The 25,920-nt window shown below is 32.2% G+C and carries 30 protein-coding genes; 11 read left to right on the forward strand and 19 right to left on the reverse strand.

The window, feature by feature from the left end:
• Positions 1–12: 12 nt before the first annotated feature.
• Positions 13–693 (forward strand): cell division ATP-binding protein FtsE, encoded by a 681-nt coding sequence (locus tag ACYEKI_RS07735; RefSeq protein WP_459210604.1) that lies wholly within the window; start codon positions 13–15, stop codon positions 691–693.
• 2 nt (positions 694–695) lie between these two features.
• Here the strand turns inward: ACYEKI_RS07735 and ACYEKI_RS07740 are convergent, their stop codons facing one another.
• Positions 696–1,817 carry a hypothetical protein gene (locus tag ACYEKI_RS07740; RefSeq protein WP_459210605.1) on the reverse strand — a complete coding sequence of 374 codons (1,122 nt, stop codon included), beginning with the start codon at positions 1,815–1,817 and terminating at the stop codon, positions 696–698.
• Between the two features lie 108 nt (positions 1,818–1,925).
• On the opposite strand from ACYEKI_RS07740, the gene ACYEKI_RS07745 reads away from it, so the two are divergent.
• The gene (locus ACYEKI_RS07745) at positions 1,926–2,891 is read left to right on the forward strand and encodes a glycosyltransferase family 2 protein (protein WP_459210606.1); all 966 of its coding nucleotides are present in this window, start codon (positions 1,926–1,928) and stop codon (positions 2,889–2,891) included.
• Here the strand turns inward: ACYEKI_RS07745 and ACYEKI_RS07750 are convergent.
• Genes ACYEKI_RS07750 through ACYEKI_RS07775 form a run of 6 tightly spaced genes read right to left on the reverse strand, consistent with a single transcriptional unit; the run spans position 2,865 to position 7,529 of the window.
• Positions 2,865–3,281 carry a sugar 3,4-ketoisomerase gene (locus ACYEKI_RS07750; RefSeq protein ID WP_459210789.1) on the reverse strand — a complete coding sequence of 139 codons (417 nt, stop codon included), beginning with the start codon at positions 3,279–3,281 and terminating at the stop codon, positions 2,865–2,867. The genes ACYEKI_RS07745 and ACYEKI_RS07750 overlap by 27 nt on opposite strands.
• Positions 3,256–4,125, reverse strand: a complete 870-nt coding sequence (locus ACYEKI_RS07755; RefSeq protein WP_459210607.1) for a glycosyltransferase family 2 protein — start codon at positions 4,123–4,125, stop codon at positions 3,256–3,258. The genes ACYEKI_RS07750 and ACYEKI_RS07755 overlap by 26 nt, the downstream gene beginning before the upstream one ends.
• Entirely contained in the window at positions 4,118–4,693 is a 576-nt protein-coding gene (locus ACYEKI_RS07760) for an acyltransferase (RefSeq protein WP_459210608.1), read from the reverse strand. The genes ACYEKI_RS07755 and ACYEKI_RS07760 overlap by 8 nt, the downstream gene beginning before the upstream one ends.
• Before the next feature lie 39 nt (positions 4,694–4,732).
• The gene (locus tag ACYEKI_RS07765) at positions 4,733–6,028 is read right to left on the reverse strand and encodes an O-antigen translocase (protein ID WP_459210609.1); all 1,296 of its coding nucleotides are present in this window, start codon (positions 6,026–6,028) and stop codon (positions 4,733–4,735) included.
• Between the two features lie 6 nt (positions 6,029–6,034).
• On the reverse strand, positions 6,035–7,156 hold the full coding sequence (locus tag ACYEKI_RS07770; protein WP_459210610.1) for a DegT/DnrJ/EryC1/StrS family aminotransferase: 1,122 nt from the start codon (positions 7,154–7,156) through the stop codon (positions 6,035–6,037).
• Positions 7,157–7,190: 34 nt separating this feature from the next.
• The gene (locus ACYEKI_RS07775) at positions 7,191–7,529 is read right to left on the reverse strand and encodes a tRNA-binding protein (protein ID WP_459210611.1); all 339 of its coding nucleotides are present in this window, start codon (positions 7,527–7,529) and stop codon (positions 7,191–7,193) included.
• Between the two features lie 99 nt (positions 7,530–7,628).
• Here ACYEKI_RS07775 and ACYEKI_RS07780 point away from each other — a divergent pair, with 99 nt between their 5' ends.
• Complete coding sequence (locus ACYEKI_RS07780) at positions 7,629–8,768, forward strand: glycosyltransferase (protein ID WP_459210612.1); 1,140 nt, start codon at positions 7,629–7,631, stop codon at positions 8,766–8,768.
• On the opposite strand, the gene ACYEKI_RS07785 is transcribed toward ACYEKI_RS07780, so the two are convergent.
• The 3 genes from ACYEKI_RS07785 to typA form a co-directional block, all read right to left on the reverse strand.
• Complete coding sequence (locus ACYEKI_RS07785; protein ID WP_459210613.1) at positions 8,765–9,754, reverse strand: GNAT family N-acetyltransferase; 990 nt, start codon at positions 9,752–9,754, stop codon at positions 8,765–8,767. The two genes, ACYEKI_RS07780 and ACYEKI_RS07785, sit on opposite strands and share 4 nt — an antisense overlap.
• A gap of 9 nt (positions 9,755–9,763) precedes the next feature.
• Positions 9,764–10,015, reverse strand: coding sequence for a uroporphyrinogen decarboxylase (locus ACYEKI_RS07790; RefSeq protein ID WP_459210614.1), 252 nt, complete (start codon positions 10,013–10,015; stop codon positions 9,764–9,766).
• A gap of 132 nt (positions 10,016–10,147) precedes the next feature.
• Positions 10,148–11,947 (reverse strand): translational GTPase TypA, encoded by a 1,800-nt coding sequence (gene typA, locus ACYEKI_RS07795; protein WP_459210615.1) that lies wholly within the window; start codon positions 11,945–11,947, stop codon positions 10,148–10,150.
• A gap of 187 nt (positions 11,948–12,134) precedes the next feature.
• On the opposite strand from typA, the gene kdsA reads away from it, so the two are divergent.
• The 8 genes from kdsA to ACYEKI_RS07835 all read left to right on the forward strand — a co-directional run bounded on the left by kdsA (position 12,135) and on the right by ACYEKI_RS07835 (position 17,315).
• A complete protein-coding gene (gene kdsA, locus ACYEKI_RS07800; protein ID WP_459210616.1) occupies positions 12,135–12,953 on the forward strand; it encodes a 3-deoxy-8-phosphooctulonate synthase in 819 nt (272 codons plus the stop codon).
• A gap of 111 nt (positions 12,954–13,064) precedes the next feature.
• The gene (locus tag ACYEKI_RS07805; protein WP_459210617.1) at positions 13,065–13,268 is read left to right on the forward strand and encodes a hypothetical protein; all 204 of its coding nucleotides are present in this window, start codon (positions 13,065–13,067) and stop codon (positions 13,266–13,268) included.
• A 146-nt stretch (positions 13,269–13,414) separates the two neighbouring features.
• The gene (locus ACYEKI_RS07810; RefSeq protein WP_459210618.1) at positions 13,415–14,020 is read left to right on the forward strand and encodes a hypothetical protein; all 606 of its coding nucleotides are present in this window, start codon (positions 13,415–13,417) and stop codon (positions 14,018–14,020) included.
• 21 nt (positions 14,021–14,041) lie between these two features.
• Positions 14,042–14,335, forward strand: a complete 294-nt coding sequence (locus tag ACYEKI_RS07815) for a winged helix-turn-helix domain-containing protein (RefSeq protein ID WP_459210619.1) — start codon at positions 14,042–14,044, stop codon at positions 14,333–14,335.
• A gap of 66 nt (positions 14,336–14,401) precedes the next feature.
• Positions 14,402–14,704 (forward strand): hypothetical protein, encoded by a 303-nt coding sequence (locus ACYEKI_RS07820; protein ID WP_459210620.1) that lies wholly within the window; start codon positions 14,402–14,404, stop codon positions 14,702–14,704.
• 109 nt (positions 14,705–14,813) lie between these two features.
• A complete protein-coding gene (locus ACYEKI_RS07825) occupies positions 14,814–15,368 on the forward strand; it encodes a DUF1361 domain-containing protein (RefSeq protein ID WP_459210790.1) in 555 nt (184 codons plus the stop codon).
• A 14-nt stretch (positions 15,369–15,382) separates the two neighbouring features.
• Positions 15,383–16,738 carry a cell envelope integrity protein CreD gene (gene creD / locus ACYEKI_RS07830; RefSeq protein WP_459210621.1) on the forward strand — a complete coding sequence of 452 codons (1,356 nt, stop codon included), beginning with the start codon at positions 15,383–15,385 and terminating at the stop codon, positions 16,736–16,738.
• An 88-nt stretch (positions 16,739–16,826) separates the two neighbouring features.
• Positions 16,827–17,315: a DUF192 domain-containing protein gene (locus ACYEKI_RS07835; RefSeq protein WP_459210622.1), complete on the forward strand. Its 489-nt coding sequence runs from the start codon at positions 16,827–16,829 to the stop codon at positions 17,313–17,315.
• A 75-nt stretch (positions 17,316–17,390) separates the two neighbouring features.
• Here the strand turns inward: ACYEKI_RS07835 and ACYEKI_RS07840 are convergent, their stop codons facing one another.
• From ACYEKI_RS07840 to ACYEKI_RS07880, 9 genes are all read right to left on the reverse strand, one after another.
• Positions 17,391–18,413 (reverse strand): FAD:protein FMN transferase, encoded by a 1,023-nt coding sequence (locus tag ACYEKI_RS07840; RefSeq protein ID WP_459210623.1) that lies wholly within the window; start codon positions 18,411–18,413, stop codon positions 17,391–17,393.
• Positions 18,414–18,418: 5 nt separating this feature from the next.
• Positions 18,419–18,796, reverse strand: a complete 378-nt coding sequence (locus ACYEKI_RS07845; protein ID WP_459210624.1) for a Na(+)-translocating NADH-quinone reductase subunit F — start codon at positions 18,794–18,796, stop codon at positions 18,419–18,421.
• Between the two features lie 59 nt (positions 18,797–18,855).
• Complete coding sequence (locus ACYEKI_RS07850) at positions 18,856–19,734, reverse strand: DUF4846 domain-containing protein (RefSeq protein WP_459210625.1); 879 nt, start codon at positions 19,732–19,734, stop codon at positions 18,856–18,858.
• Between the two features lie 114 nt (positions 19,735–19,848).
• Positions 19,849–21,159: an NADH:ubiquinone reductase (Na(+)-transporting) subunit F gene (gene nqrF / locus ACYEKI_RS07855; protein WP_459210626.1), complete on the reverse strand. Its 1,311-nt coding sequence runs from the start codon at positions 21,157–21,159 to the stop codon at positions 19,849–19,851.
• Between the two features lies 1 nt (position 21,160).
• The gene (gene nqrE / locus ACYEKI_RS07860; RefSeq protein ID WP_459210627.1) at positions 21,161–21,880 is read right to left on the reverse strand and encodes an NADH:ubiquinone reductase (Na(+)-transporting) subunit E; all 720 of its coding nucleotides are present in this window, start codon (positions 21,878–21,880) and stop codon (positions 21,161–21,163) included.
• Positions 21,881–21,884: 4 nt separating this feature from the next.
• A complete protein-coding gene (locus ACYEKI_RS07865) occupies positions 21,885–22,529 on the reverse strand; it encodes an NADH:ubiquinone reductase (Na(+)-transporting) subunit D (protein ID WP_459210628.1) in 645 nt (214 codons plus the stop codon).
• Between the two features lie 2 nt (positions 22,530–22,531).
• The gene (gene nqrC, locus ACYEKI_RS07870; protein WP_459210629.1) at positions 22,532–23,290 is read right to left on the reverse strand and encodes an NADH:ubiquinone reductase (Na(+)-transporting) subunit C; all 759 of its coding nucleotides are present in this window, start codon (positions 23,288–23,290) and stop codon (positions 22,532–22,534) included.
• 2 nt (positions 23,291–23,292) lie between these two features.
• On the reverse strand, positions 23,293–24,486 hold the full coding sequence (locus tag ACYEKI_RS07875) for an NADH:ubiquinone reductase (Na(+)-transporting) subunit B (RefSeq protein WP_459210630.1): 1,194 nt from the start codon (positions 24,484–24,486) through the stop codon (positions 23,293–23,295).
• Positions 24,487–24,497: 11 nt separating this feature from the next.
• Positions 24,498–25,850, reverse strand: a complete 1,353-nt coding sequence (locus ACYEKI_RS07880; RefSeq protein WP_459210631.1) for a Na(+)-translocating NADH-quinone reductase subunit A — start codon at positions 25,848–25,850, stop codon at positions 24,498–24,500.
• Positions 25,851–25,920 lie beyond the last annotated feature (70 nt).

The raw sequence follows: 25,920 nt of genomic DNA on the forward strand, positions 1-25,920 counted from the left end.
ATCTGATTATATATGTCGACTATACTAAGTTTAAAAAACGCTGCTATTTATCAAAGAGAAAATCTTATCCTTTCTAATGTCAATATCACAGTTGATAAAGGTGATTTTGTGTACCTTATTGGTAAAACTGGTACTGGTAAAAGTAGTTTTATGAAAACTTTATATGGTGATATTCCTTTAGTCGAAGGTGAAGGTAGCATTGTTGATTTTGATTTGCCGACCTTAAAAGAAAGTCAGATTCCCTTTTTACGTAGAAAGTTAGGTGTCGTTTTTCAAGATTTTAAATTACTTAACGATCGTACCGTTAAGGGTAATCTTATGTTTGTCTTAAAAGCTACAGGCTGGAAAGATAAAAAGGCAATGGATAGAAAGATTGATGATGTTCTAGATAAGGTAGGTATGAAAAACAAAGGAAATGAGTTTCCTTATCAATTATCTGGAGGAGAGCAACAACGTATCGCTATTGCTAGAGCTTTATTAAATGACCCTGAATTAATTCTTGCCGATGAGCCTACAGGGAATTTGGATCCTCAAACATCTGTCGAAGTTATGGAAGTTTTACAGGAGATTAATAAAAATGGTAGAACTATTCTTATGGCTACTCATGATTATGCCTTGATTCTTAAATATCCTTCTAAAACTTTAAAATGTGAGGGTAGTAAAGTCTTTGAAGTAGTACAACGTAAAGGGTAAGATTACTTTTTATTTTCTGCTAAAATTGCAGCTATTTTTTGTGCATTCTTTTTGACATCATATAATTCTGGAAGTATAGCTTTTCTTAATTTACTTTCTTGATATGACGTATCTTTTAATTTTGCTATAGTTGCAAGAAAAGCTTCTTTTGTCGAGGCTAGTTCGCATAATGAAAGTACTTTAGGTTCATCTGTAATATTTTCATTAATAATACAAAACCTACTCTTATACAATGCATTAATCAATTTAAGTTTGGTTCCTGAACGCTGAAAAGAATACAACACATTGATATGTGCACCTTCCAATAACTCATCGAGATGAGTATCATTCTTTATCTGCACATAACTTATGTTTACTGTATTTCTTATCTTATTATCTATACATTGTTGTCTCGTGCCACTTGCTATTACAAAAGGGTATTTGTTTTTCTTGAATATTTCAATCAAAAATTCCACCGCTCTAATATTATCACTTATAGACAAATCGCCATGGTACAACGCATATTTTCCTTTATCTGATAATTCTTTTACTTCTCCTCCTCCATGAAAAACAGGAATATCTATGGCATTTTTATAAGCTTTATTAAAGTATTCATATTCATAATGAGATAGACTTAATACGTTTGTAACATTGTGCAAGTTTTGCTCATATTTTTTAAACCTCAACGCTTCTAGATAATGTATTCCTTTCCATAAAATATTTTTAGAGCTTCTTGCCAATCCTTTACTGTAGTCGTGCTCTATATTATGTGCTCGTACTAGAAGTGTTCTATCTAATACATCTTTATGTTTAAGTAGTTGTGTTGTATGCAATCCTTCAAAGAGAATAGGATGATTATCCTCTAGAATTCGCTGTACCATTTTTTTATGATATCGTATTTTTACTCTATACGGAATGGTACTTAATAACTGTATTAATGCTGTTCTTTTAGGATAAAAATATACATTATCGCACAATTGTTTTAACTGTTCTGGAACCACTTTATCTTCTGTAAAACAATGCAAGTTTATACGTATCCCTATAGCATGTAATGCTTCTATTTTATAAAACACATCTATTGCACCTCCATAATTAGCGGGATATGGATTATCAAAACTTATAATATGTAGTTGTTTTTCTTTCAACTTATAAACTTGGGGTTACAAAAATAGTATTATTCATTTGTCATACTATTATATCTTAATATTTGTTAGTATTATTGTTAAACTATAGAAAATTAAGCCTTGTTTTAAATGAGTTCTAGTTCTCCACATCCTCTTTCTCTCGAACCTACGCCGCTATTTTCTATCATCATTCCATTATATAACAAAGCTTCTTATATAAAAAACACCTTAGATTCTGTCCTGGCACAAACAGTATCTGATTACGAAATTATTATCATTGATGATGGTTCTACAGATCAAAGTGCTACTATCGCAAAAGCAGTTTCAGATACAAGAATAACGTATACTTATCAAGAAAATCAAGGGGTTTCTGCTGCTAGAAATCACGGAATACAGCTTGCTCGTGGAACTTATATTACTTTTATCGATGCCGATGATTATTGGTATCCTTTTTTTTTGGAAGAAATTCTAAATTCAATTCAGAAATTCCCTGAAGCTTCTGTTTTTTCTATGGCTATCGAACGTAAATTCAAACAGCATACCTATCCAGAGGTATATGCTGTACCTCATATCAATCCAGTATGTATTGATTATTTTGAAGGTAGTCAATCTATGTCATTACTTACAACCTCTAGCACAGTTATAAAAGCCACTGTTTTTGAACATATAGGCTATTTTGATACGCAACTTAAAGCTACAGAAGATATTGATTTATGGATTCGCATAGGTTTACACTATCTTGTTGTTTTTAATTCTCGCATAGGTGTACGATATATCGATGTTCCTAAGAGTTTATCTAATCTTAGATTATCAACAACGTATAAGAGTTCATATGATGCTTTTAGTACCTACGAAGCGAAACGTCCATATCTTAAACGTTTTTTGGATCAAAATAGATTCGCTCTCGCTCTCGAAAGTAAACTCACTAATAATAACGAACGTTATTCTTTTTATAAAAAATCACTTTCGATACAATCTCTTAATTGGAAACAAAAATTAATTCTAAAGTGTCCTGCTTTTTTCTTAAAAATATTACTCTCACTAAAACAATGGCTAGCTTCCAAAGGATTAAGAACTTATATCTTTAAAGGATAAAAATCGATCATATTCTCTGATATAATCCTCTTCTTCAAAAACATCTGAAGCTAAGACTAAACATACTGATCCTGCAGAAAAGTTTTCTAACTCTCTCCAGATTCCTTTGGTTATATATAATCCTTTATCTGGTCGATTTAATGTTATTGTTTGTTTTTGTTCGCCATCATCTATAATCACATCAAAACTTCCGCTTAATGCCACTAATAATTCGTATTGTTCTATATGAGCATGTCCACCTCTCTTTGCTCCACTAGGAACATCATATAGATAATAGACTCTTTTGGCTTCAAAAAAATTGGTATCTTTTTCTATTACCGATAAATTACCTCTTGGATCTTCGATTTTCGGAATAGTTATAAGCTTACATTCTTGTATTGTTGTTTGCACTGTAATCACTTGGGGTGTGTTTTAATTCTTTATACTTCGTTATTGCTGCTATCCCTACTTTCCATTTTGTATAACTTTCTCCCATCCCAATATATTGCTTTCTTATCAAATAAACTATATATTTTAGAAGCCATATGTATACTTTATTCTTATATAATTGATAATACATTGCTGTTCTAGCATAAATTAACCGATCAGAATCTACTTCGTCACTAGAAGAAAAAGGCTCGTGAACAACAATATTTGCTGGATAAAAATAGCTCTGTAGTCCTCTGTATGCTACTTCTTTTAAGAATAAATAATTTTCGCCATCAGAAAAAATTGCTCCTAACCCAAAATGTTCTTCAAACTCAATCCCTTCTTTCTTAATATCTTCTAGTTTTATAGTGATCTCTGGAGATAGCACATTCGTTCTTATATGTGTATTAAACTTTTGTGCTTTTTTAGGATACTTCCAATAAGGTTTACCTGTTGTTGTTAACGTTTGAAAACTAACTACTGTTGCTTCAGGATTTAAATTGTGAGCTGTTATGATATGCTTTTCAAACCCTTTAATTAATGCTATATCATCATCAAGAAGTAAACACAATGGTTTTGTTGCTTGTTGTATAGCTAGGTTTCTACTTTTTGACAATCCTTTTTCAAAGGAGTTAATTATGATGACATTATCCAGGTTTGATTTAATAATATGCTTTGGAGTTGTTTGATTCACAACTATAATTTGATAATCTGCTATAGATACTTGACAAAACATCAACTTTAAAAAATCTAACGAATTTCTATGAGTAGTAGCGATCAATAATTGAAGATCTTCCTTTGTATATTTTTTGGTTTTATTACTCATTAAAATACTTCAATTCGCTAATAATTTTCATAGGATTCCCTCCTACTGTAGTATTCTTTGGTACATCTTTGGTCACCACAGTATTACTACCTATCACACTATTTTCTCCTATAGTTACTCCTTTAAGAATAGTTACATTATTACCAATAAACACATTTTTTTTGATCAAAACATTTCCAATATTTCCTGATGTATTTAATCTATCATAAGTATTTATCTCATGAAAATCACTATCATATATATGACAATTATAACCTATTAATGTATTTGATTCTATAGTTATTTCTCCTCCTGCACTTATGATACTGCAGTTATTATTGATATGTACGTTATCTTTAATAGTAATTGTAGCTTCTGGTGTTCTTGCTTCTATATATCCATATCCATTATAATAGTATGGAGAACGTATTACTCCTATATGAGTTTCTTTTCCTATTATAATCTTTCCTTCTCCATTAAGTACTATTGGTTGGTGTATATTAAAATTTCCTTCTATATATTTTGCTGAGGATAGCATTTTATACTTCCATATACGTAGTTTAACCCATAAAAATGATTTTATCCCCATTAGTCTAATTTATATAACAAATATATCTATAATGTAGTGTTAAATGGCTCTATCTGGTCCAAAAAAGGATTTTCTAAATACGATTATTAAGATGATTAACAACAACATATAATCTAAGGCATGTGCTATTGTCGCTCCTATATAGCCGTATTCGTCTATAAAATAAATACTCATAAAATAGAGAAAACTCAAAGAGATTATTTCGATTATAACATAATGCCAAAACATTTTCTTTGCAATAAACTGATATGCAATCACTAAAGATGCTACCTTAAAAAAATCTCCTATCAACTGCCACATAAACAGTGGTTCGACCGCTGCAAAGGATGTTGATAAAAACCATTTAATGATATATGTTCTCAAGAGATATACAACCACTAGTCCTAAACCAAATAATGGTAAAATTGTTTTATAAAAATTTAGTACTTCTTCTTTAAAGAAACGACTCCTTTTTATTCCTGATAATTTAGGTAATAGATAAACGCCCAGTAAAGTATTTATAAACAATAAATATTGTCCACTAATACGCTGCATAGCTTCCCAATGTCCTGCACTATCAATTCCTTGGGTAAGGCTTATATAATTTCTAATTTTTATCATTATTGCAGGCAATGCTATTGCAGAGATTAAAGCCATAATTGCATAGACTCCAAAGCGTTTCATATAAGTTTTGGAAACTTGCTCGACTTTAATAAGCTTAGAAAAATTTCGCTGATTTAATATGATAACAAAAGTGATTAAAAAAGCGATTGCAGGATTGACTACTATTGCTATAAAAGCTCCTTCTAATTTAAATTGCCATATTAAAAATACAGTAATTATCAATCCAAGAATACTTCCTACTATATTTATTATGATATAGGTTTTATATTTTGAGTATCCATTTATAATTGCCAGACAAAGCATATTTAAAGCATAAAGAGGAAGCGCGATTGCCATTGCTTTAAAGACATATGCAAAATGATATGTTATTCCAAAAATATAGGTATTCCAGAAATCTGCCCCATAGTATAATCCCACCGCCATAAGCATAGTTGCGGTAACTCCCAGGTAATAGGTCGTTGATAATATCTTGGATATTTCGGCTTTGTTGTCTCTGTATTCTGCTATGTAGCGAACAACCGCATTATAGATTCCTAATGTACTTATGGATTGTATTGAGGTTAAAAAGTTACGAATATTGCCTATTAAAGCCATTCCTTCGGCTCCTAAGAACAATGCTATAATTTTTGAACTGGTAATTCCTGCTATTAATTGAACTATGACACCTACAGCATTCCATGAGGTTACTTTTAATAATACATTTTTGCGGAATTTGTCAGATATCCAGCTCATTAAATTCTAATAGGCATTAAGTACTTCTATAACTCTTTCGATTTCGTTGATTGTCATTTCTGGATAAAGAGGAATACTTATAACCTCGCTATGTATCTTTTCGGTTATAGGTAATTCTAAATCCTTAAATTCAATTAATGCTTTTTGATGATGAGGGGGTATAGGGTAATGTATTAAATATCCTATTTCTTCTTGGTCAAGATACAAACAAAATTCGTCTCGATTTGTAATTTGTATAACAAATACATGAAAAATGTGATTTTCCCATGACTTTACATGTGGTTTCTTTATTTTTTCATTCTCGATTTTATTAAAATACTGTTTTGCTATAGCTCTACGCCTATCATTATTTTTATCTAAATCTTTCAGTTTTTCTAAAAGAAAATATGCTTGCACTTCATCTAATCGAGAATTCACACCTATGATATCATTTACATATTTTGAGGTTGATCCATAATTTGCCATTGATCTTATAATAGCGGCTAAGGCACTATCATTTGTTGTTACAGCGCCACCATCTCCCAGTGCTCCAAGATTTTTGGTTGGATAAAAGCTAAAGCCTACTGCATCACACAAACTTCCTGCGCGAGCTCCACTTGTCGTCATCGCTCCATGTGCTTGTGCTGCATCTGCAATAACAAGTAATCCTCGCTTTTTTGCTATGGCACTAATAGCCTCCATATCGGCTAGTTGTCCATACAAGTGTGTAGGTAGAATTACTTTAGTATGTGTAGAACATTGTGCTTCTATCCTTTGTGGATCTAAATTAAAACTAGCTGCATCTGGTTCTACCAAAACTGGAGTCAAATTAGCCTGTTTTACTGCTAGAATAGTTGCTATATACGTATTTGCCGCAACAATAACTTCGTCTCCTTCTTTGATGCGTCCTAGTGCTACATAAGCTTTCAAGATTAAAGTTAATGCGTCTAATCCATTACCTACTCCAATACAATAACTGGTTCCACAATAGTTTGCAAAGGCTTTTTCAAACGCTGTAACAGCACTTCCTTTAATGTACCAACCAGAATCCAAAAAACGTTCAAAAGACTTTTTAAACATCTCTTTATATGGTGCGTTGACTCTTTTTAAATCTAAGAATGGAACTTTTACTTTATTCTTATGTTGCATATATAGCCTAAACTTATTTTGTGTGCTTTTAGTATTACGATATTTTCAATCCATTTACTACTGCTCGCTCTGTTTGTAAAATAGTAACTTCTTTGTCATCACCTACTGCGCCTAACAACAAAAACTCACTCATAAAGTTTGCGATCTGTTTAGGCGGAAAATTAACTATTCCTATGATCTGTTTTCCTATCAATTCTTCTGGTTGATAGAGTTTAGTAATTTGTGCCGATGTTTTTTTATGTCCTAATGCTCCAAAATCAACAACAAGTTTATATGCAGGATTTCTAGCTTCTTTAAAAATACTAGCTTCTATTATCGTTCCTACTCGCATATCTACTCTTGCAAATTCTTCCCATTTTAAATCTTGATCCATTTGATTAGTTCTTTTAATTCCTTAAACTTAATAAAGTTTATGATTTCTTTTATTTTTTTAAAGATTAAAAATACCTTTGAGAACAAAGATTTTTTCTGCATGCGCATATTATTAGTTGGTGAATACAGTAGGCTTCATAACTCTCTTAAAGAAGGGCTTATTGAATTGGGGCATCACGTAACTATTATTGGCAAAGGCGATGGCTTTAAAAAATACCCTGTAGATCACTCTCTAGAAGCTACTTACACCAATTCATCTATACTATTAACCAAAATAAGACATGCTATACATCGTATTTCTGGATTTGATATTCACAGTATAGAGACCCTATATCAATTTTATAAAAAACGATCTTTTTTTAAAAACTATGATGTAGTTCAACTTATAAACGAATATCCTTTTGAAACACATCCTATCTTAGAAAAACTGCTTTTACGGTTTATTTTCAAACATAATGCTACTGTTTTTCTATCTGCTTGTGGCGAAGATTATCTTTCTGTTTCTTATTTATTACAACATCATAGTCAATATCATATTTTAACCCCTTATCTCAACGATTCTAATCTAAAAAATACATATCAATATTCTTTAAAATACACTAAACCTAGTTTTAAACGATTACATCATTTTGTTTTTAAACATATAAAAGGGGTTATTCCTACAGATATGGACTATGTTCCCCCTTTAAAAGGGCATCCTTTGGCTAGACCATTAATTCCTAATGCCATCAATACAGCTACTATTGATTTTATTCACAATGATATAAAAGAGAAGATTGTTATTTTTCATGGAATTAATACCGCAAATATTCCTAAAAAAGGAAATGATTTCTTTACTGAAGCTTTATCCCGTATTCAAAAGAAATACAGTGATCACATAGAGGTTATTGTTGCCCAAAGCTTACCATATGCTCAATATATTAAAGCATATAAAAGTGCTCATATATTACTAGATCAGGTATATTCTTATGATCAAGGATATAATGCTCTCGAAGCTATGGCTATGGGAAAAGTTGTTTTTACTGGTGCCGAAGATTGTTTTATTTCTCATTTTGATTTAAACGAAACAGTAGCCATTAATGCTACACCAGATGTTGATGCTATTTATCAACAATTAGAGTGGCTTATCTTACATCCTGAAGAAATTGTACAAATAGGAAAAAATGCCAGAGCATTTATCGAGCGAGAACACCATTATATTACAATTGCTCAACGTTATATAACTACCTGGACCAGTTAAATTAAAACGGCATCTAATAAGGTGTGTTGTTTTGGGTTTACACTATAAAAGTCATGTACTATACCTCGTGCACCAAAACATTCTTTCCAATAATGTAATCCTATATTCATTTTGGTTCCTTGAGCTTCATTAGAAATTCCAAAGTCAAAATATCGTTTGTCTTTAAATCTATTTTCTATTAATTCTGAAAAGAGAAAATCTAAACTCCCTAAAATCTGTCGGTCATCATTACTAGAAATATATTGTACATGTACAACTTGATCTGTTATAAAAAGTGTTGTTCCTGCCACCAATTCTTCTTCTTTATACACATTAAACTGTTTAATGTGCTGCGGAAATAAGTTGGCTAATTGCGTTATTTCTTTAACCGAATGTACAGGAGTTGCTTGGTGTCGTTTTTGAAGGTTGGGGATCAAAATAGTTTCCCAAAAAGAGGCAAATTCTTTTTCTTCTCTTACCTCTAATAGATTCTTTTTCCCTTTACGTACTCCATCTTTTCTATTTGATTGAATAGGCAATTTAAAGTTATCTTGTTGAATCACCGAAGCCAAATCCCTACGAGTTAATTTCGCTTTAAGCAAAAATAAGATATAATCTACCTCATCGGCCGGGACTTTGTGATATATTCTAGGGGTTAACTTGAGTTCTAAATGCTGAATGTGCTGTGCTTCTAGAAACACTAGTATTGCTTTATAAATACTTATTGTTTCATTAAACTTTACTTTTTTAGAAAGTACAACACCACCATAGCTCAATCCTTGATGAGTATATACCACCGCTCCACTTTTATTAGCAGGTACCACTGCAATAAGCGTAGTTTCTTTAAATACTAAAAGCGAAAAATCTTCAAACCTATCCTTATGATACTCCATAAAATCTCTATGGAATAAAAAAGTAGCATTCTTTGCATTAGCTACAAATTCATTCCATAGTTTTTTATAAGTCGAAGTATATACTATTACCGAATAGGTTTCAAGATTTCGCACGTTTCAAATTTATTGTTTCTTAATAAAAAGATAATAAAAATTAATTAACGCTATAGATATGTTAGTTATAATGATTGGATACGACCAACCTAAAAACACTCCGTATACTACAAACGCCAAACACCCTATAGTGTTAACGATTCTAAGTGTACGAATATTTTTCATTAAGAAAGAAACAAGTACCATAAGAGATGCAAAATAACCTATAATTTCTGTAGTTGACCACATTGACTCTGAAAGGAAAATTACTAATTGCTTCATCATATTTATTTTTAATTACAATATTACTTTATTTAAAATACAGACCCCCATACCTTTACCCCATGTAAACTAAAAATCCCGAGCACAATGCTTGGGATTTTCAATAAATAGAGAGTCTTAACTTTCTATTTATTAGATGTTTTTATTTCGCTTACGCTCTACTTCAGTTAAAAGAATCTTACGTAATCTCAAGTGATTAGGTGTTACCTCTACATATTCATCTTTTTGAATGTATTCTAACGCTTCTTCAAGTGAGAACTTGATAGCAGGTACAATCTTTGCCTTATCATCTGCACCAGCAGAACGTACGTTTGATAACTTTTTAGTTTTCGTTACGTTAACTACCATATCATCTCCTCTAGAGTTTTCTCCGATCACCTGTCCTTCATAAATATCTTCTCCTGGATCTACAAAAAACTTACCTCTATCTTGTAATTTATCAATTGAGTAAGGAATCGCAGTACCTTTTTCCATAGAAACCAAAGAACCATTTTGTCTTTCTGGGATACCTCCTTTAAGCGGTTGGTATTCTTTAAAACGGTGTGCCATTATAGCTTCACCAGCAGTAGCCGTTAATAATTGGTTACGTAATCCTATAATTCCTCTTGATGGAACCATAAACTCACAAACCATACGGTCTCCTTTTGCCTCCATACTTAACATTTCTCCTTTACGTAAAGTAACCATCTCAACTGCTTTACCTGATACGTGCTCTGGTAAATCGATAGTTAACTCTTCTACTGGTTCACATTTTACACCATCGATTTCTTTGATGATTACCTGTGGTTGTCCAATTTGAAGCTCATATCCTTCTCTACGCATTGTCTCGATTAATACTGATAAATGCAGTACTCCACGACCAAATACTAAAAACTTATCTGCACTATCTGTCTCTTGTACACGTAATGCTAAGTTTTTCTCTAATTCTTTTGTTAAACGCTCCTTGATATGACGAGAAGTTACATATTTACCATCTTTCCCAAAAAATGGAGAATCATTGATCGTAAATAACATACTCATTGTAGGCTCATCGATAGCAATCGTTTCTAATCCTTCTGGGTTTTCAAGATCAGCAACAGTATCTCCAATTTCAAATCCTTCTAATCCTACAAGTGCACAAATATCTCCAGCTACAACTTTCTCTACCTTTCTTCTTCCTAATCCTTCAAAAGTATGTAGTTCTTTAATTCTTGATTTTATAATGCTGCCATCTCTTTTTACAAGAGAAACTTGCATTCCTTCTTTTAATTCACCTCTTTGTAAACGCCCGATTGCAATACGTCCTGTAAATGATGAATAATCTAATGATGTAATCAACATTTGTATAGAACCTTCTTCAATTTTTGGTGAAGGAATATGCTCGATAACCATATCTAATAACGGCTCAATATTCTCTGTTGGCTTTTGCCAATCTTCGCTCATCCAGTTGTTTTTTGCAGATCCATATACTGTAGGGAAATCCATTTGCCACTCTTCTGCTCCTAATTCAAACATAAGATCAAATACTTTCTCATGTACTTCTTCTGGCGTACAGTTTTCTTTGTCTACTTTGTTTACAACCACACATGGCTTTAAACCTAAATCAATTGCTTTTTGTAATACAAAACGCGTCTGTGGCATTGGTCCTTCAAAAGCATCAACTAATAGTAATACTCCATCGGCCATATTTAATACACGCTCTACTTCACCTCCAAAATCGGCGTGACCCGGAGTATCAATAATATTGATCTTTGTGCCTTTATAATTTACAGATACATTCTTTGAAGTAATTGTGATCCCACGTTCACGTTCCAAATCATTGTTATCCAAAATAAGATCTCCGGTGTTCTCATTTTCGCGAAATAACTGACAATGGTACATAATCTTATCAACCAGTGTAGTTTTACCGTGGTCAACGTGTGCAATAATCGCAATATTTTTTATTGTGCTCATAGCTAAACTTAAAATTTTAAAAATGCCTGTATTTTAAAGGCGTGCAAATGTACTCTTTTTTTTTGACAGGTCTAACATTCTTAAAATGATATTTTAAAACTTTTTAAATCAATCATTTAGCAATATTTATTTTTAGACCTTCAATCGTAATAATTGCTGTATATTTGCGGCTCAAAATACAATTATTATGCAACTCCAAAATATCCCTAATATTAAGAATACTGATAGTGATAATTTCTTTTTACTTGCAGGTCCATGTGCTATCGAAGGTGAAGATATGGCCTTGCGTATTGCAGAGAAAGTAGTAGCTATCACAGATAAATTGCAAATCCCTTATATTTTTAAAGGGTCTTTTAAAAAGGCTAACCGTAGTCGTATAGATAGTTTTACAGGGATTGGAGATGAAAAAGCTTTAAAAATTTTACGTAAAGTTTCAGAAACTTTTAATGTTCCTACTGTTACAGATATTCATACAAACGAAGATGCCTCTATGGCTGCCGAGTATGTTGATGTATTACAAATTCCCGCTTTTTTAGTAAGACAAACAGATCTTGTTGTAGCTGCTGCAAACACTGGTAAAACAGTAAACTTAAAAAAAGGACAGTTTATGAGTCCTGAAGCAATGCAACACGCAGTTAAAAAAGTAACCGATTCTCATAACCAAAATGTAATGGTTACCGATAGAGGAACAATGTTTGGATATCAAGATATGATCGTAGATTTTAGAGGTATTCCTACTATGCGTCAATATGCTACCACAGTATTAGATGTTACGCATTCTTTACAACAACCTAATCAATCTAGTGGTGTTACTGGCGGTAGACCAGATATGATCGAGACGATCTCTCGTGCTGGTATTGCAACTGGTGTTGATGGTTTGTTTATGGAAACGCATTTTGATCCAGCTAATGCAAAAAGTGATGGTGCCAATATGTTGCATTTAGATTATCTAGAGAATTTATTAAAAAACTTAGTTGCTATACGCCAGACAATTGTTTCGCTATAAAACAACTTGTTTTTTAACACTATATAATTCTTGCTAATAAGGATATACATTATTTTAGAGCTATAAAATAAGATTATCAAATCTTGTTTTATTAATTAAACAATTTCCTCTATGAAAAAGTTATTCTTTGCAAGTAAACTATTATTAATAGTAGTATTAGCCACTGTAGGAACATTATCACTTATAATGTTTCCTTTTTTAATTGGAGACAGTGATCCCGAGACCGCAATCATCGGGTGGTCATATTTTGGATTATTACTATTTTCTGTTTCTTCTGGCTACTTAATATTAAAAAAAGGTTTAAAATTAAATTAGTATTAAAACGACACACTTAAAAAAACTGTTGAGATGTAATAAAACATCTCAACAGTTTTTTTTTACAGTTTCAAAAAAAATCTTGAATATAAAATTTGCTTGTTCTATTTTTTTAATATTACTTTGTATCTCAAAGTACTTTAAAAATGATTCAAAAAGATTATTTACAAGATATTTCAGAAATCAAATCGTTGATGAATAAATCAACTCGATTTTTATCATTGAGTGGATTGGCTGGTATATTGGCAGGTATTTATGCTATTATTGGTGCTTTAATTGCTTATTATTTGATAGATCATAGCAATAAAAATTATGTTGTCTTAGGAGGTACAGTTTTTAAATATATCATTCTTGATTTATTATTAGTAGCCTTATTAAGTGGTGTTACTGCAATCTTTTTAAGCATAAGAAAAGCTAAAAAGAATAAGGAATCATTATGGAATGCTACTTCAAAAAGATTATTGATTAATTTTTTGATCCCTATGATCACTGGTGGAGTTTATATTCTTATCAAAATCTTTAGTCATCACTATGGACATACAGGCGCATTAATGTTAATCTTTTATGGTTTGGCTTTAGTAAACGCTTCAAAATACACTATAGGAAATGTAAAGTACTTAGGTTTTACCGAAATTTTATTGGGATTAATTTGTGCTATTTTTCCTGGATATGTTTTTTGGTTTTGGATCATAGGTTTTGGGCTAATGCATATTATTTACGGAAGTTTGATTTATTTAAAACACGATCGTTAATTTTGCGGCTAAATTTCGATTATGAAAAGTATTATTAGCAATATCAATAAAGTCTTTGATCACCGAATACGTTTGGGGATTATGTCGGTATTGGTTGTTAATGATTATGCCGATTTTAAAACACTCAAAGAACTTTTGGGTGCTACCGATGGTAATTTGGCAAGCCATACAAAAGCACTGGAAAAAGCTGGATATATTACTGTAGAAAAATCTTTTATAGGTAGGAAACCTAATACCAAATACAGTGCTACCAAGCAAGGTAAAGAAGATTTTAAAACACATGTAGAAGCTATAGAAAAACTATTAAAGTCATAAAATATCTCAGGATATTTTTTTTACTCACTTACTTTGAGTTTCAAAGTACTTTTAAAATACCTAAAAATGAATACCTTTTTATTTGAACATCCTTTTAATCGTAAAGCTTTTCGTATAGCGCTTTTAAGTTTTGGTATAGGGACTTCATTACTCCTGCTATTTTTAATTACCCGAAATGGTCTCTTCGTAGTGATAGGAATCTACTACACGCTAATTGCTATTATAGTCAATGCATTAACAGGTTTAAAGCTAATCAAAAACCTTATAACAGATACGACCAAATACGAGACCTTATATACATTATTGATCTTATTACTCAACATACCTATTACTGTATTATACATTCATATTGTTCTACTTCCAATCTAATCTTACTATGTATTCATTCTCAAAAAAAAATAACATAACGATTTACTTAATTTCTCTATCCGCAATTATACTGTTATTAAGTGCCAGAGTTCTTATTACACAAAGCTTAATGTATGTGTTTTTACTATGGAATATTTTTTTAGCATTTATCCCTTATGGTATAGGCTTGTGGATTCAACAAAAAAGAAATAATCTATCCAAAATTAAACTTAGTTTTTCTTTAATGCTATGGTTATTATTTCTCCCTAATGCCTCTTATATTGTTACTGATTTTGTGCACTTACGTTTATCTACTCCTAATACCATATGGTTAGATACCTTATTATTGTTTTTTTGTAGTTCGTTAGGATTACTACTAAGTTTTTCATCTACTTATCAAATTACAAATACTTTATTCAGTAAATCCAATTCAACTACTAAACTTATTTGGCTTTTTTCAATACACTTTGCTATTAGTTTTGGTGTATACTTAGGTAGATTTCTCAGATGGAATTCTTGGGATTTCTTTCATTATCCTTTCAACCTTTTCACAGACATTGTTAATCGATTTACTCATCCATTACACTATATAAATGATTGGAGCTTCATTCTATTATTTCAAGCTTTCATTTCATTCTCCTATTACTGTTATCAATATTTAAAACAAAATACATCTAACTTTTAATAACACTTAAACTTATGGAAATTCAAAAACAAAAAAAGACATTTAGTCAATGGATTACCACTTCTATCACGATAAGAATGTTTATGGTAGGGATTTTAATCTTGATTCTATTGATTCCTTTAACTTTTATACAGTCTTTAATTAATGAACGTTCTCATCGTCAATCGGAAGTCATTGATGAGATCAATCAAAAATGGGGAAACGAAGTATATTTATATGGCCCTATTTTAAAAATCCCTTATCGCAAACGTGCTGAAACTTCTATATGGGATCAATCCGAAAAATCATACATTAAAGAGCATACAACCACTATCGAGAATGCCTATTTTTTTCCTGAAACTTTAAATATCGATGCTGATATAAGCTGCGAACCTTTGCGTAGATCTATTTATGAATCTGTGGTATATAATGCAGATATGAATATTTCTGGAAGCTTTTCTAAACCAAATTTTAATTCAAAAGATATTCTTGACGAAGATATTTTGTGGGACAAGGCTACTATTTTAATTAAAACCACCAATGTCAAAGGAATTAAAAGTAGCCTAAACTTTGTACTTAATGATACTTCTTATCCTTTGTTTTCTAAATATACCGAAGACACATCTTATGCTGCTTTAGAAACTAAATTCCTTGCACTAAAAGATTTACCCGATACCAATACTATTTCTTTTACACTACCTTTTAATGTTAACGGTAGTAAAGAAATTAAGTTTATTCCTATAGGAAAAGAAACCGATGTACATTTAGCTTCAGATTGGGGTGATCCTAGTTTTGATGGTAATTTTTTACCTAACCCAAAAACTAAAAAAGTTACCAAAGATGGTTTTAAAGCCGATTGGAAAGTTTTACATGTTAATCGTGAATTTGAGCAAGAGTTCTTTGGTAAACTACCTCAAATTAATGCTGCTGCTTTTGGGGTTACGTTATTAATTCCAGTAGATGAATATCAAAAAAGTGAGCGTGCAGCAAAATACGGCTATCTAGTAATAGCACTGACCTTTTTGGCATTCTTCTTAATCCAGACTATGAGTAAAATTCATATCCATCCGTTTCAATATTTTATGATTGGTCTAGCGCTTGCCATGTTTTATACCTTATTGATTTCTATCTCTGAGCATTCATCATTTTTTAAAGCTTATATCATTGCCAGCATTGCTGTCATTACACTCATCACCGTCTATAGTAAATCCATACTCAAAAGCTATAAGTTTACGCTCTTAATCTGTGCTACGCTATTAGCTTTATATACTTTTATTTTCGTTTTAATTCAATTAAAACATTACGCATTACTAGTAGGTAGTATAGGTTTATTCTTAATTCTAGCAGTTGTTATGATGGTTTCAAAAAACATCGACTGGAAAAACGCTTAACGAGGTCCATTTTCATCATATACCGTTTGATAAAAGTTTTCAAACGGTATTTTTTTTAATAGTTTCGTAATTCTTAAAAATCGACTCTATGAAAAAAATCTCATATCATCTTATCTTATTAAGTTTCTTTATTTGTTTATCAAGTTGTAAAGAAACTTCTTCTAAAGAAGAGCAAATCACTACTCAAAAAATTGAATTTAAAAAAGAAGGGGAACTTACTTTAAAACGAAACGATAGTATTCTTAAACAATTAGATATTGAAATTGCCGATGATGATTATCAAATTCAAACAGGTTTGATGTATCGCACTTCAATGGCTACTCAACAAGGTATGTTATTTATGTTTAATGATAGTGATATTCGCTATTTCTATATGAAAAACACCTTAATCCCTCTGGATATTATCTATATTAATAAGAATAAAGAAATTGTAAGTATCCAGAAAAACGCAAAACCTCTTGACGAAACCACATTACCGTCAGAAGCCCCAGCTATGTATGTATTAGAAATCAATGGTGGTCTATCTGATCAATGGGGACTTCAAAAAGGAGATAAAGTTTCCTTTAATACGTTTTAGATTTACTAAAAAAATAATATAAAAAAAGCCGTTATGCAATTGACATTAACGGCTTCATTTTTATCTCTACTTTAATTATTCTGGAAAACCATTAAGTGCTAAAGTTTCTAATTCTTTTTGATCATTTTCATAAATGAAATACACCTTAAGCTCTGGATGCTGTTGTAAAAAAGCTTTTACAGTCATTATTCCCATATTTTTAAAGACCGTAGCATATGCATCTGCTAGCATACAATTTTCTGCAATTACAGAAACACTTAACACATTAGTCTTACTAGGATATCCTGTTTGTGCATCTATAATATGTGCATAACGATTACCATTTTTGTCTATTTTAAATTTTCTATAGCTTCCAGAGGTAGCCATGGCAGCCCCATCTGGTAATTCTACTATTTTACTATACGATTGTGTTCCATCAAAATTAGGATCTTCTATACCTACAGTCCATGCTTTTTGCTTAATCGTATTTGTACCCGATACAACAATTTCACCTCCTATTTCAACCAAGTAATCTGTATATCCTTTGGCTTTTAAAAAGTCAGCAAAAACATCTACAGCGTATCCTTTGGCCAATGCATTAAAATCTATTCGTGTTTTTACATTTTCTTTAATAATGTGATCATTTTTTAAATGCACTCTATCTAGCCCTACAGTAGTCATCAATTCTTTTAACTTCAAACTATCTATTTGTTCGAGCTCTCCTTCTGGTCCAAATCCCCAGGCATTAACAATGATTCCTATAGTAGGATCAAAAGCACCTTGAGTTTGCTTATAAATCATTTTTGATGCTTCAAATACTTTTTTAAAATGATTATCAACTTGTACTGTAGTATCTCCTTCGTTAATTCTAGTAATATCAGTTCCTTTTTGATATGTAGACATCGACTGATTAATTACAGCGATCAAACTATCGTATGATTTTTGATACGAAACTTCTTCTTCTTCTGCAAATAATACACTATAGGTAGTACCAAAAGCTTTACCTGATAGGGTATTCAATATTTTTTTGGATTGCTGCTTTTGCGGACTTGCTTTTTTTGAATTACATGCAATACTCAAACTCGCAATAACAATTATTAAAAGTGCTAATCTTTTCATCAAATTTAATTAAGGTGAGTTTCTATAACTTGTATACCATTGTATTCTAACCCATAATCTTCGTTAAGGTAAACAGGTAATGTAGGGTCTGATGCATTTTGTAATCCTACACCTGCATAAAATATTTTGGCATTATGTTCTGTTGCATGTTTTTTAAAACTTTCCATCCATATCACATCATAGTTGTTAGGATTTTCTGGATATGATACTGCTTTTACAATCACAAAAAAGCGTTGCTTATTCTTATCGATACACACAAATTGTGGATGCCTTCCTAATTGACTATTAATGGCTATAAACTCAAATCCTCTTTTCTCTAGCTCTTTTCCTACAATATTCATTGCTAGATTATGTAATTCTTGCTTTGTTAGTGCTCTTCCCATAAGGTACAAAGATACGGTTTTACCTATTGTTCTTTTTTATTCTATAAAGAGTTTTATTCTTATTCTTTAAATCTAATAAACTTTGCTTCTTCAAAATAATACCCTGGGACATATACTTCTTCTCCAGCAGTAAATCCATACCAAGGTGATAACTTACTTTCTTCAAAGTTTTTTAATAAACAAACACTTTGCGCTGGTGTATTTCCTTGAATTAAGGCATATAGTTTTTCTCCATTTTCGTTTTCAATTTCGTCTGCAATCATCACCACATGTCCTGGCGTTCCTGGTTTGACAAGCATATCTCCTATATGTACTTCTTTAAGAGCTACCTTGGACAGTTCGTTATATAGCGATAATGTTCCTGCATAGGTATAGATAAGATTTAGATATCGATAAAAATTAGCTTTGGTATGATTAGGCTTGGCTGTCTTATGAAAACTAACTTTATTTCCTTTTATTTTTGGTCGGTAACCTTGCGCATATTTTGTCCACGAACAATAATGTCCAGAGGTGAACTTAAATCCTATTTCGTTCTTTCTATTCTTTTCCCATAAATATTCTGCTCGCATTCGCATTAATGCATCTGCACATTGTTGTAATCCATTTTTGGGTACTGGAATTTCAAGAATAGCTTCATGAATATTTTGTGCAAAGTATTCACTCCCGTCATAATTTATGATCGGACTGCCATATGGTTTGATTTTATAATTACGTACATATTCTTGAAAACTTCCTTCTGGATAACTTATTCTATGATATCCTTCCGGTAATTTAATACGCTCTTTAAGTGTTGTTCCTTCTTTATTGATATAATCCGGTATAATAGCATCTACCACAAAACCTTTTACATGATTGGTTGCTATTCTGCCTTTTGCTGTATTGCGTAATAATACTAGAGTGATGATAGAAATTGTTAATGCTAAAATGTATTTTTTCATTCTTTTGATCGATATTAATCTTATAAAATAGTAACCAAAAACTACGCCTAAAAGTATCTAAAAACAAAAAAATCGGTACATAAGTACCGATTTTTAATTTTGATTTTTTTTTGTTTAACCTCCAAAGTCGTCAAATCTGATGTTCTCATCTGGGATTCCAAAATCTTCTCCCATTTTTTCTACAGCTTTGTTCATCAATGGTGGTCCACAGAAATACAATTCTATATCTTCTGGAGCATCGTGGTGATTCAAGTAGTTGTCGATCACACAATTGTGAATAAATCCTACGAATCCGTCTCCTTCTGTATCATGGATATCTTTCTTTACCTTCCAGTTATCTTCTTCTAATGGCTCAGATAGTGCTAAGAAGAATTTAAAGTTAGGGAAGTTTCTTTCTAACTCATAGAAATGCTCTAAGTAGAATAACTCACGCTTAGAACGTCCTCCATACCAATACGTTACTGTACGTCCAGTCTTTAATGTTTTGAATAAGTGGTATAAATGCGAACGCATTGGCGCCATACCTGCTCCACCACCTACATATAACATCTCTGCATCAGACTCATTGATAAAGAATTCTCCATAAGGTCCAGAAATTGTTACTTTATCTCCTTGTTTTCTAGAGAAAATATAAGAAGAAGCTACACCTGGATTAACATCCATCCATCCGTTCTTTGCTCTATCCCATGGTGGAGTTGCAATACGTACATTTAACATGATTTCTCTTCCTTCTGCAGGGTAAGAAGCCATAGAGTAAGCACGCTCTACAATCTCTGTATTCTTCATCACTAATGGCCATAATCCAAATTTATCCCATTCTGCTTGGAATTTGTCTGGAGTTTCATGCTCTTCTGGATGTGCTGTAATATCGATATCAGAATATTTGATCTCACACTCAGGAATCTCTATCTGGATATATCCTCCTGCTTTGTAATCCATATCTTCTGGAATCTCTACTACGAATTCTTTAATAAAAGATGCTACGTTATAGTTACGAACAACTGTCGCTTCCCATTTCTTAATTCCGAATATCTCTTCTGGAATTTGAATGTTCATGTCTTGCTTTACTTTAACCTGACATGCTAAACGTGCACCGTGTTGTAATTCTTTACGAGTAAAGTGAGGTGTTTCTGTAGGTAATGCTTCTCCACCACCGTCTAATACGTGACACTCACACTGGATACAAGTTCCACCTCCACCACAAGCTGATGGTAAAAAGATTTTCTCACTACCTAAAGTCGATAATAAAGATCCTCCTGATGGTACTTCTACTACTTTATCGTTGTTAATTGTAATTTTTACATTTCCTGATGGCAATAATTTATCTTTAGCAAAGATTAAAATCCCTACTAAGATTAACACTAACACTAGCAATGAAATTACCGTGATAGTTATTGCCCCACCTGTTGACACTAAATAAATCATCTTATTTTATTGCTTTATCATTAGTATTATCAGCTTCGGCTACTGTCTTTGTTTCTTCAACTTTAACCTCTACTGTTTTCTCTTCTTTCTTTGATTCTCCGTCACCTCCAGTTAACATTCCTCCAAAACTATTAAAACCAATAGCCATAAGTCCTGTAATAATGAAAGTAATACCTAATCCTCTTAATGGAGCTGGTACATTAGAGTATCTAATTTTCTCTCTAATAGCTGCAATAGCTAAGATTGCTAAAAACCATCCGATTCCTGATCCTACTCCATAAGTAGTTGCTAAACCTATTGTAGCAAACTCCTTTTGTTGCATGAATAATGACCCTCCTAAGATCGCACAGTTTACAGCGATCAATGGTAAAAAGATTCCTAAAGAGTTATATAATGATGGTGAAAATTTTTCAACAATAATTTCTACTAACTGTACCATTGTAGCAATTGTAGCAATGAATAGAATAAATGTTAAAAAGCTTAAATCATACTCAGCATATTCTGGTCCTAACCAAGTTAAAGCTCCATCTCTTAATAAATACTGATCCAATAACCAGTTTAATGGCATTGTGATTGCTAATACGAAAATAACTGCTGCTCCTAAACCTACTGCTGTAGATACTTTTTTAGAAACTGCCAAGTAAGAACACATCCCTAAGAAATATGCAAATACCATATTTTCGACAAATATCGATTTTAAAAATAATTCTAAATATTCCATAATTCTAGTGGTCTTCTATTAGTGCTTTATTCTTACTACGTTGTACCCAGATGATTATACCTACAACAATTAATGCCATTGGTGCTAATACCATAAAACCATTATTCTCGTATCCGTAAGCATATAATCCTGTCTTCTCGATTGGATCTCCAAATACTGGGTAACCAAAAATAGTACCTACTCCTAATAACTCTCTAAAGAAAGCTACTATAACTAGTAATATACCATACCCTGCAGCGTTCCCGATTCCATCTAAGAAAGATGGCCAAGGCTTATTACCTAAAGCAAAGGCTTCAAAACGTCCCATAATAATACAGTTCGTAATGATTAAACCAATAAAAGCTCCTAATTGCTTACTTAATTGGTACGAATAAGCTTTTAATACTTGATCTACAATAATTACTAATGTAGCTACAACTATTAATTGAACGATAATTCTAATTTTAGAAGGAATGATATTACGCATTAATGAAATAATAACGTTACCTGCTCCTAAAACGAATATTACTGAAACTGCCATTATAATAGATGGCAATAATTGTGATGTTACTGCTAATGCTGAACAAATCCCAAGTACTTGAATAGTTACTGGGTTGTTATCTGATAAAGGATCTAAAATTAATCCTTTGTGTTTTTTTGATAGTCCCATAATTAACTTTTAGTCTTTAATGTTTCAAAGTAAGGAATATACAATGCTAATCCTTTTTTAATCATAACAGCTACACCGTCTCCAGTAATAGTTGCTCCTGCCATCGCATCTACTGCATTGTCAGTTTTTCTTTCATTCTTAGGGTCCAAGTTACCTTTTTTAATAGCGATACCTTGATAATTTCCTTGAGCATCAAATAAGTGCTCTCCTTTAAAATCATCTCTAAAGAATGCCTCTTTGATATTAGCTCCTAATCCAGGAGTTTCAGTTTGATGATCAAAGTAAGCTCCTTGAACTACCATATCTTTATCCAAAGACATATAAGCCCAAACTGGCCCCCAAAGACCATTTCCTCTTACAGGTACTATATAAAAACTTTTACCATCTTTCTTACCTATAAACAATGATAATTGTTGCTTATAAGAAGGATCAGCTTTTACTTTATCTTGTTCTTTCTTTACTTCAATTTTAAAAGCTTCGTTTGTTTTTGTAGCATCTGCGCCAACAATAATATATTGCTCATCTCCTACATATTTTTCAAACAACTTTTCTGCTTCTGATTCAGGTACAGACTCATTTGCATTATCAGGATGTGTAACTCCCATAGCAAATAAAATATTCTGCATCTTCTCTATTTTCTTATTAGTCTTAATCTTATCACTTAAGCTAGAAGAAATACCTGCTAATAAACTTCCTACTATCACAACCATTACGATTGAAAAGATAATAGTATATGAATTTTTACTTGTGTCTATAGCCATAATTATGCAGTTTTAATACGTTTTAATCGCTTCTTAACATTTCCTTGAACAACATAGTGATCAATTGTTGGAGCGAATACATTCATTAATAAAATAGCTAACATTACTCCTTCTGGGAAAGCTGGGTTGAATACACGAATCATTACAGATAAGAATCCAATTAAAAATCCGTAAATCCATTTTCCTTTGTTAGTTTGTGCTGCAGATACAGGATCTGTAGCCATAAACACTATACCAAAAGCTAATCCACCTATCATTAAGTGTTGCCAGTAAGGTAAACTCATTAATGCAAAGAATTTAGTCCCTTCCATAGATGGCGCTATTAAGTTAAAGATGAATCCCATAACTATAGCTCCTACAACAGAAGATAACATGATTCTCCAGCTTCCTATCTTTGTAAAGATTAAGAATAAAGCTCCTAAAATGATTAAAATCGTAGAAGTTTCTCCTACAGATCCTGGAATGAATCCATTAAACATATCCATTACAGAGTAGCTATATTCTTTAGCTTGAGCTAAACTTCCTAAAATAGTTTCACCAGAAATTGCATCTGGAGTTCCAGTTCTTGCTACGGCATCGTGAACCCATACTTTATCTCCAGTCATCCATGTAGGATAAGCAAAGAATAAGAACGCTCTCACAGTTAATGCTGGGTTAAGGATGTTCATCCCTGTACCTCCAAAAACTTCTTTTCCTATAACAACTCCAAAAATTACCGCTACTGCTAACATCCATAATGGAATATCAACTGGTACAATCAAAGGAATTAACATTCCAGATACTAAGTATCCTTCTTCTACTTCGTGTCCTTTTATGATAGCAAAAACAAATTCTACTGCTAATCCTACTATATAAGACACTATTACTAATGGTAATACTTTACCTGCTCCTAATAACAAGTTATCAATAGACCAAAACTCTGGACTAAAGAATCCTCCTGATACTGCTTGGATTTCTCCTGTAGCTAGGTAATGTTGGTATCCTGCATTAAACATACCAAATATTAAACATGGTACTAATGCCATGATTACAATATTCATCGTACGTTTAAGGTCATCTGCACCACGAATATGAGATCCGCTATGCGTAGTTTCATTTGGCAAATACAAGAATGTATGCAATGCATTAAAAGCAGGCGCCATCTTCTTGCCCTTGTATTGCTCTTTAAGATTATGTAATTTTTCTTTTAATCCCATTACTTTATATTTTAGCCAATTTCAGTTATCATTAAATCAAGACCTTTTCTTATGATTTCTTGATGATTTTGCTTAGAAACACAAACAAATTCTGTTAATGCAAAATCTTCTGGGGCGATCTCATAAGCTCCTAATTGCTCCATAGCATCTAGGTCATTTACCATAAATGCTTTAAGCAATTGTAAAGGATATATATCTAATGGAAATACTTCTTCATAAGTACCTGTAGTTACAAAAGCTCTGTGCTCACCATTAGTATTTGTTGTTAACTCATACTTTTTCTTTGGGAACAACCAAGAGAATGTTAATGCTCTTGAAGTACTTATTTTGTTAGTAATAGGCTTATTCCATCCAAAGAACTCATAATCGTTCCCTTCTGGAATTACACTCACTGTATTGTGATAGTATCCTAAATTACCATCTGGCTTTACATTTTGTCCAGTTAATACATCACCGCTAATCACGCGAATATTATCTTCTTTTACACCAGCATCATAAACAAAAGTAGCAACCTCTGCTCCTATTTTTGTACGATAGTATTTTGGTGCTTTAACAGAAGATCCTACAAGAGCGATCGTTCTTTCTGCGTTAAACTTCCCTGTAAGTAATAACTCCCCTATAATAACAAGATCTTGTGGCGATACAACCCAAACTACTTCTCCTTTGTTGATAGGATCAATGTTTGCAATTTGTACACTTACATTTCCTGATGGGTGTGGTCCAGATACTTTGTGTACTGTAACATCAGACAATCCTGATAAAGGAGAGTTTGATGATTTACCTACAGAAACGTGAACTGTTCCTTCAGTCATTTTACTTAATGCAGTCACCGCAGCTTGCAACTCTTGTTCTTTCCCTTGCAACACATAATCATAATCTGCTGCTAATGGAGCGCTTGCATAAGCAGAAACAAAGATAGCTTTTGGGGCTACATCTGGATTTGCAATCACATCATATGGACGTTGCTTTATAAAAGGCCAACAACCTGCTGATAGCAAGTGTGCTTTAACCTCTTCACCGTTCATAGAAGCTACATTTTTGATACCATTATCTTGGTATTGCTGCTCTTTGTCTGCGGCAATCTTAAATGATAATATCTTTCTTTTTGCTCCTCTAACGATATCTACAACTTCACCGCTTACTGGTGATGGGAACAACACTACATCATTCGCTTTTGAATGAAATAATGGAGCTCCAGCCTTTACGTGTGTTCCGACTTTTGCAATAACTTTTGGGATAATACCGTGAAAATCGTCAGGCTTTACTGCGTACATATTACTTTTAGTAGCGTCGACAGTTTTTTGTTCTGCCTCACCTACTAACTTAATATCCAAGCCCTTCTTGATACGAATGTCTTTTGACATATTTAGTACTCTATGTTAATTAACTAAAAAAATCCCGCAAATTTACTAATTAAAACATGGAACTAAAAGC

Source organism: Aquimarina rhabdastrellae (assembly GCA_947387485.1).
GTDB lineage: Bacteria > Bacteroidota > Bacteroidia > Flavobacteriales > Flavobacteriaceae > Aquimarina.

Excerpts from the sequence above, each read along its gene's own strand:
- ACYEKI_RS07865 (WP_459210628.1), bottom strand. The coding sequence starts at position 22,529 with ATGGGACTATCAAAAAAACACAAAGGATTAATTTTAGATCCTTTATCA.
- ACYEKI_RS07875 (WP_459210630.1), bottom strand. The coding sequence starts at position 24,486 with ATGGGATTAAAAGAAAAATTACATAATCTTAAAGAGCAATACAAGGGC.
- ACYEKI_RS07765 (WP_459210609.1), bottom strand. The coding sequence starts at position 6,028 with ATGAGCTGGATATCTGACAAATTCCGCAAAAATGTATTATTAAAAGTA.
- ACYEKI_RS07820 (WP_459210620.1), top strand. The coding sequence starts at position 14,402 with ATGAATACCTTTTTATTTGAACATCCTTTTAATCGTAAAGCTTTTCGT.
- ACYEKI_RS07840 (WP_459210623.1), bottom strand. The coding sequence starts at position 18,413 with ATGAAAAGATTAGCACTTTTAATAATTGTTATTGCGAGTTTGAGTATT.
- ACYEKI_RS07835 (WP_459210622.1), top strand. The coding sequence starts at position 16,827 with ATGAAAAAAATCTCATATCATCTTATCTTATTAAGTTTCTTTATTTGT.
- ACYEKI_RS07825 (WP_459210790.1), top strand. The coding sequence starts at position 14,814 with ATGTATGTGTTTTTACTATGGAATATTTTTTTAGCATTTATCCCTTAT.
- ACYEKI_RS07735 (WP_459210604.1), top strand. The coding sequence starts at position 13 with ATGTCGACTATACTAAGTTTAAAAAACGCTGCTATTTATCAAAGAGAA.
- ACYEKI_RS07880 (WP_459210631.1), bottom strand. The coding sequence starts at position 25,850 with ATGTCAAAAGACATTCGTATCAAGAAGGGCTTGGATATTAAGTTAGTA.
- nqrE (WP_459210627.1), bottom strand. The coding sequence starts at position 21,880 with ATGGAATATTTAGAATTATTTTTAAAATCGATATTTGTCGAAAATATG.
- ACYEKI_RS07760 (WP_459210608.1), bottom strand. The coding sequence starts at position 4,693 with ATGGGGATAAAATCATTTTTATGGGTTAAACTACGTATATGGAAGTAT.
- ACYEKI_RS07745 (WP_459210606.1), top strand. The coding sequence starts at position 1,926 with ATGAGTTCTAGTTCTCCACATCCTCTTTCTCTCGAACCTACGCCGCTA.
- ACYEKI_RS07775 (WP_459210611.1), bottom strand. The coding sequence starts at position 7,529 with ATGGATCAAGATTTAAAATGGGAAGAATTTGCAAGAGTAGATATGCGA.
- ACYEKI_RS07770 (WP_459210610.1), bottom strand. The coding sequence starts at position 7,156 with ATGCAACATAAGAATAAAGTAAAAGTTCCATTCTTAGATTTAAAAAGA.
- ACYEKI_RS07790 (WP_459210614.1), bottom strand. The coding sequence starts at position 10,015 with ATGAAGCAATTAGTAATTTTCCTTTCAGAGTCAATGTGGTCAACTACA.
- ACYEKI_RS07850 (WP_459210625.1), bottom strand. The coding sequence starts at position 19,734 with ATGAAAAAATACATTTTAGCATTAACAATTTCTATCATCACTCTAGTA.
- nqrC (WP_459210629.1), bottom strand. The coding sequence starts at position 23,290 with ATGGCTATAGACACAAGTAAAAATTCATATACTATTATCTTTTCAATC.
- ACYEKI_RS07805 (WP_459210617.1), top strand. The coding sequence starts at position 13,065 with ATGAAAAAGTTATTCTTTGCAAGTAAACTATTATTAATAGTAGTATTA.
- ACYEKI_RS07810 (WP_459210618.1), top strand. The coding sequence starts at position 13,415 with ATGATTCAAAAAGATTATTTACAAGATATTTCAGAAATCAAATCGTTG.
- kdsA (WP_459210616.1), top strand. The coding sequence starts at position 12,135 with ATGCAACTCCAAAATATCCCTAATATTAAGAATACTGATAGTGATAAT.
- ACYEKI_RS07845 (WP_459210624.1), bottom strand. The coding sequence starts at position 18,796 with ATGGGAAGAGCACTAACAAAGCAAGAATTACATAATCTAGCAATGAAT.
- nqrF (WP_459210626.1), bottom strand. The coding sequence starts at position 21,159 with ATGATTTATTTAGTGTCAACAGGTGGGGCAATAACTATCACGGTAATT.
- ACYEKI_RS07755 (WP_459210607.1), bottom strand. The coding sequence starts at position 4,125 with ATGAGTAATAAAACCAAAAAATATACAAAGGAAGATCTTCAATTATTG.
- typA (WP_459210615.1), bottom strand. The coding sequence starts at position 11,947 with ATGAGCACAATAAAAAATATTGCGATTATTGCACACGTTGACCACGGT.
- ACYEKI_RS07815 (WP_459210619.1), top strand. The coding sequence starts at position 14,042 with ATGAAAAGTATTATTAGCAATATCAATAAAGTCTTTGATCACCGAATA.
- ACYEKI_RS07780 (WP_459210612.1), top strand. The coding sequence starts at position 7,629 with ATGCGCATATTATTAGTTGGTGAATACAGTAGGCTTCATAACTCTCTT.
- creD (WP_459210621.1), top strand. The coding sequence starts at position 15,383 with ATGGAAATTCAAAAACAAAAAAAGACATTTAGTCAATGGATTACCACT.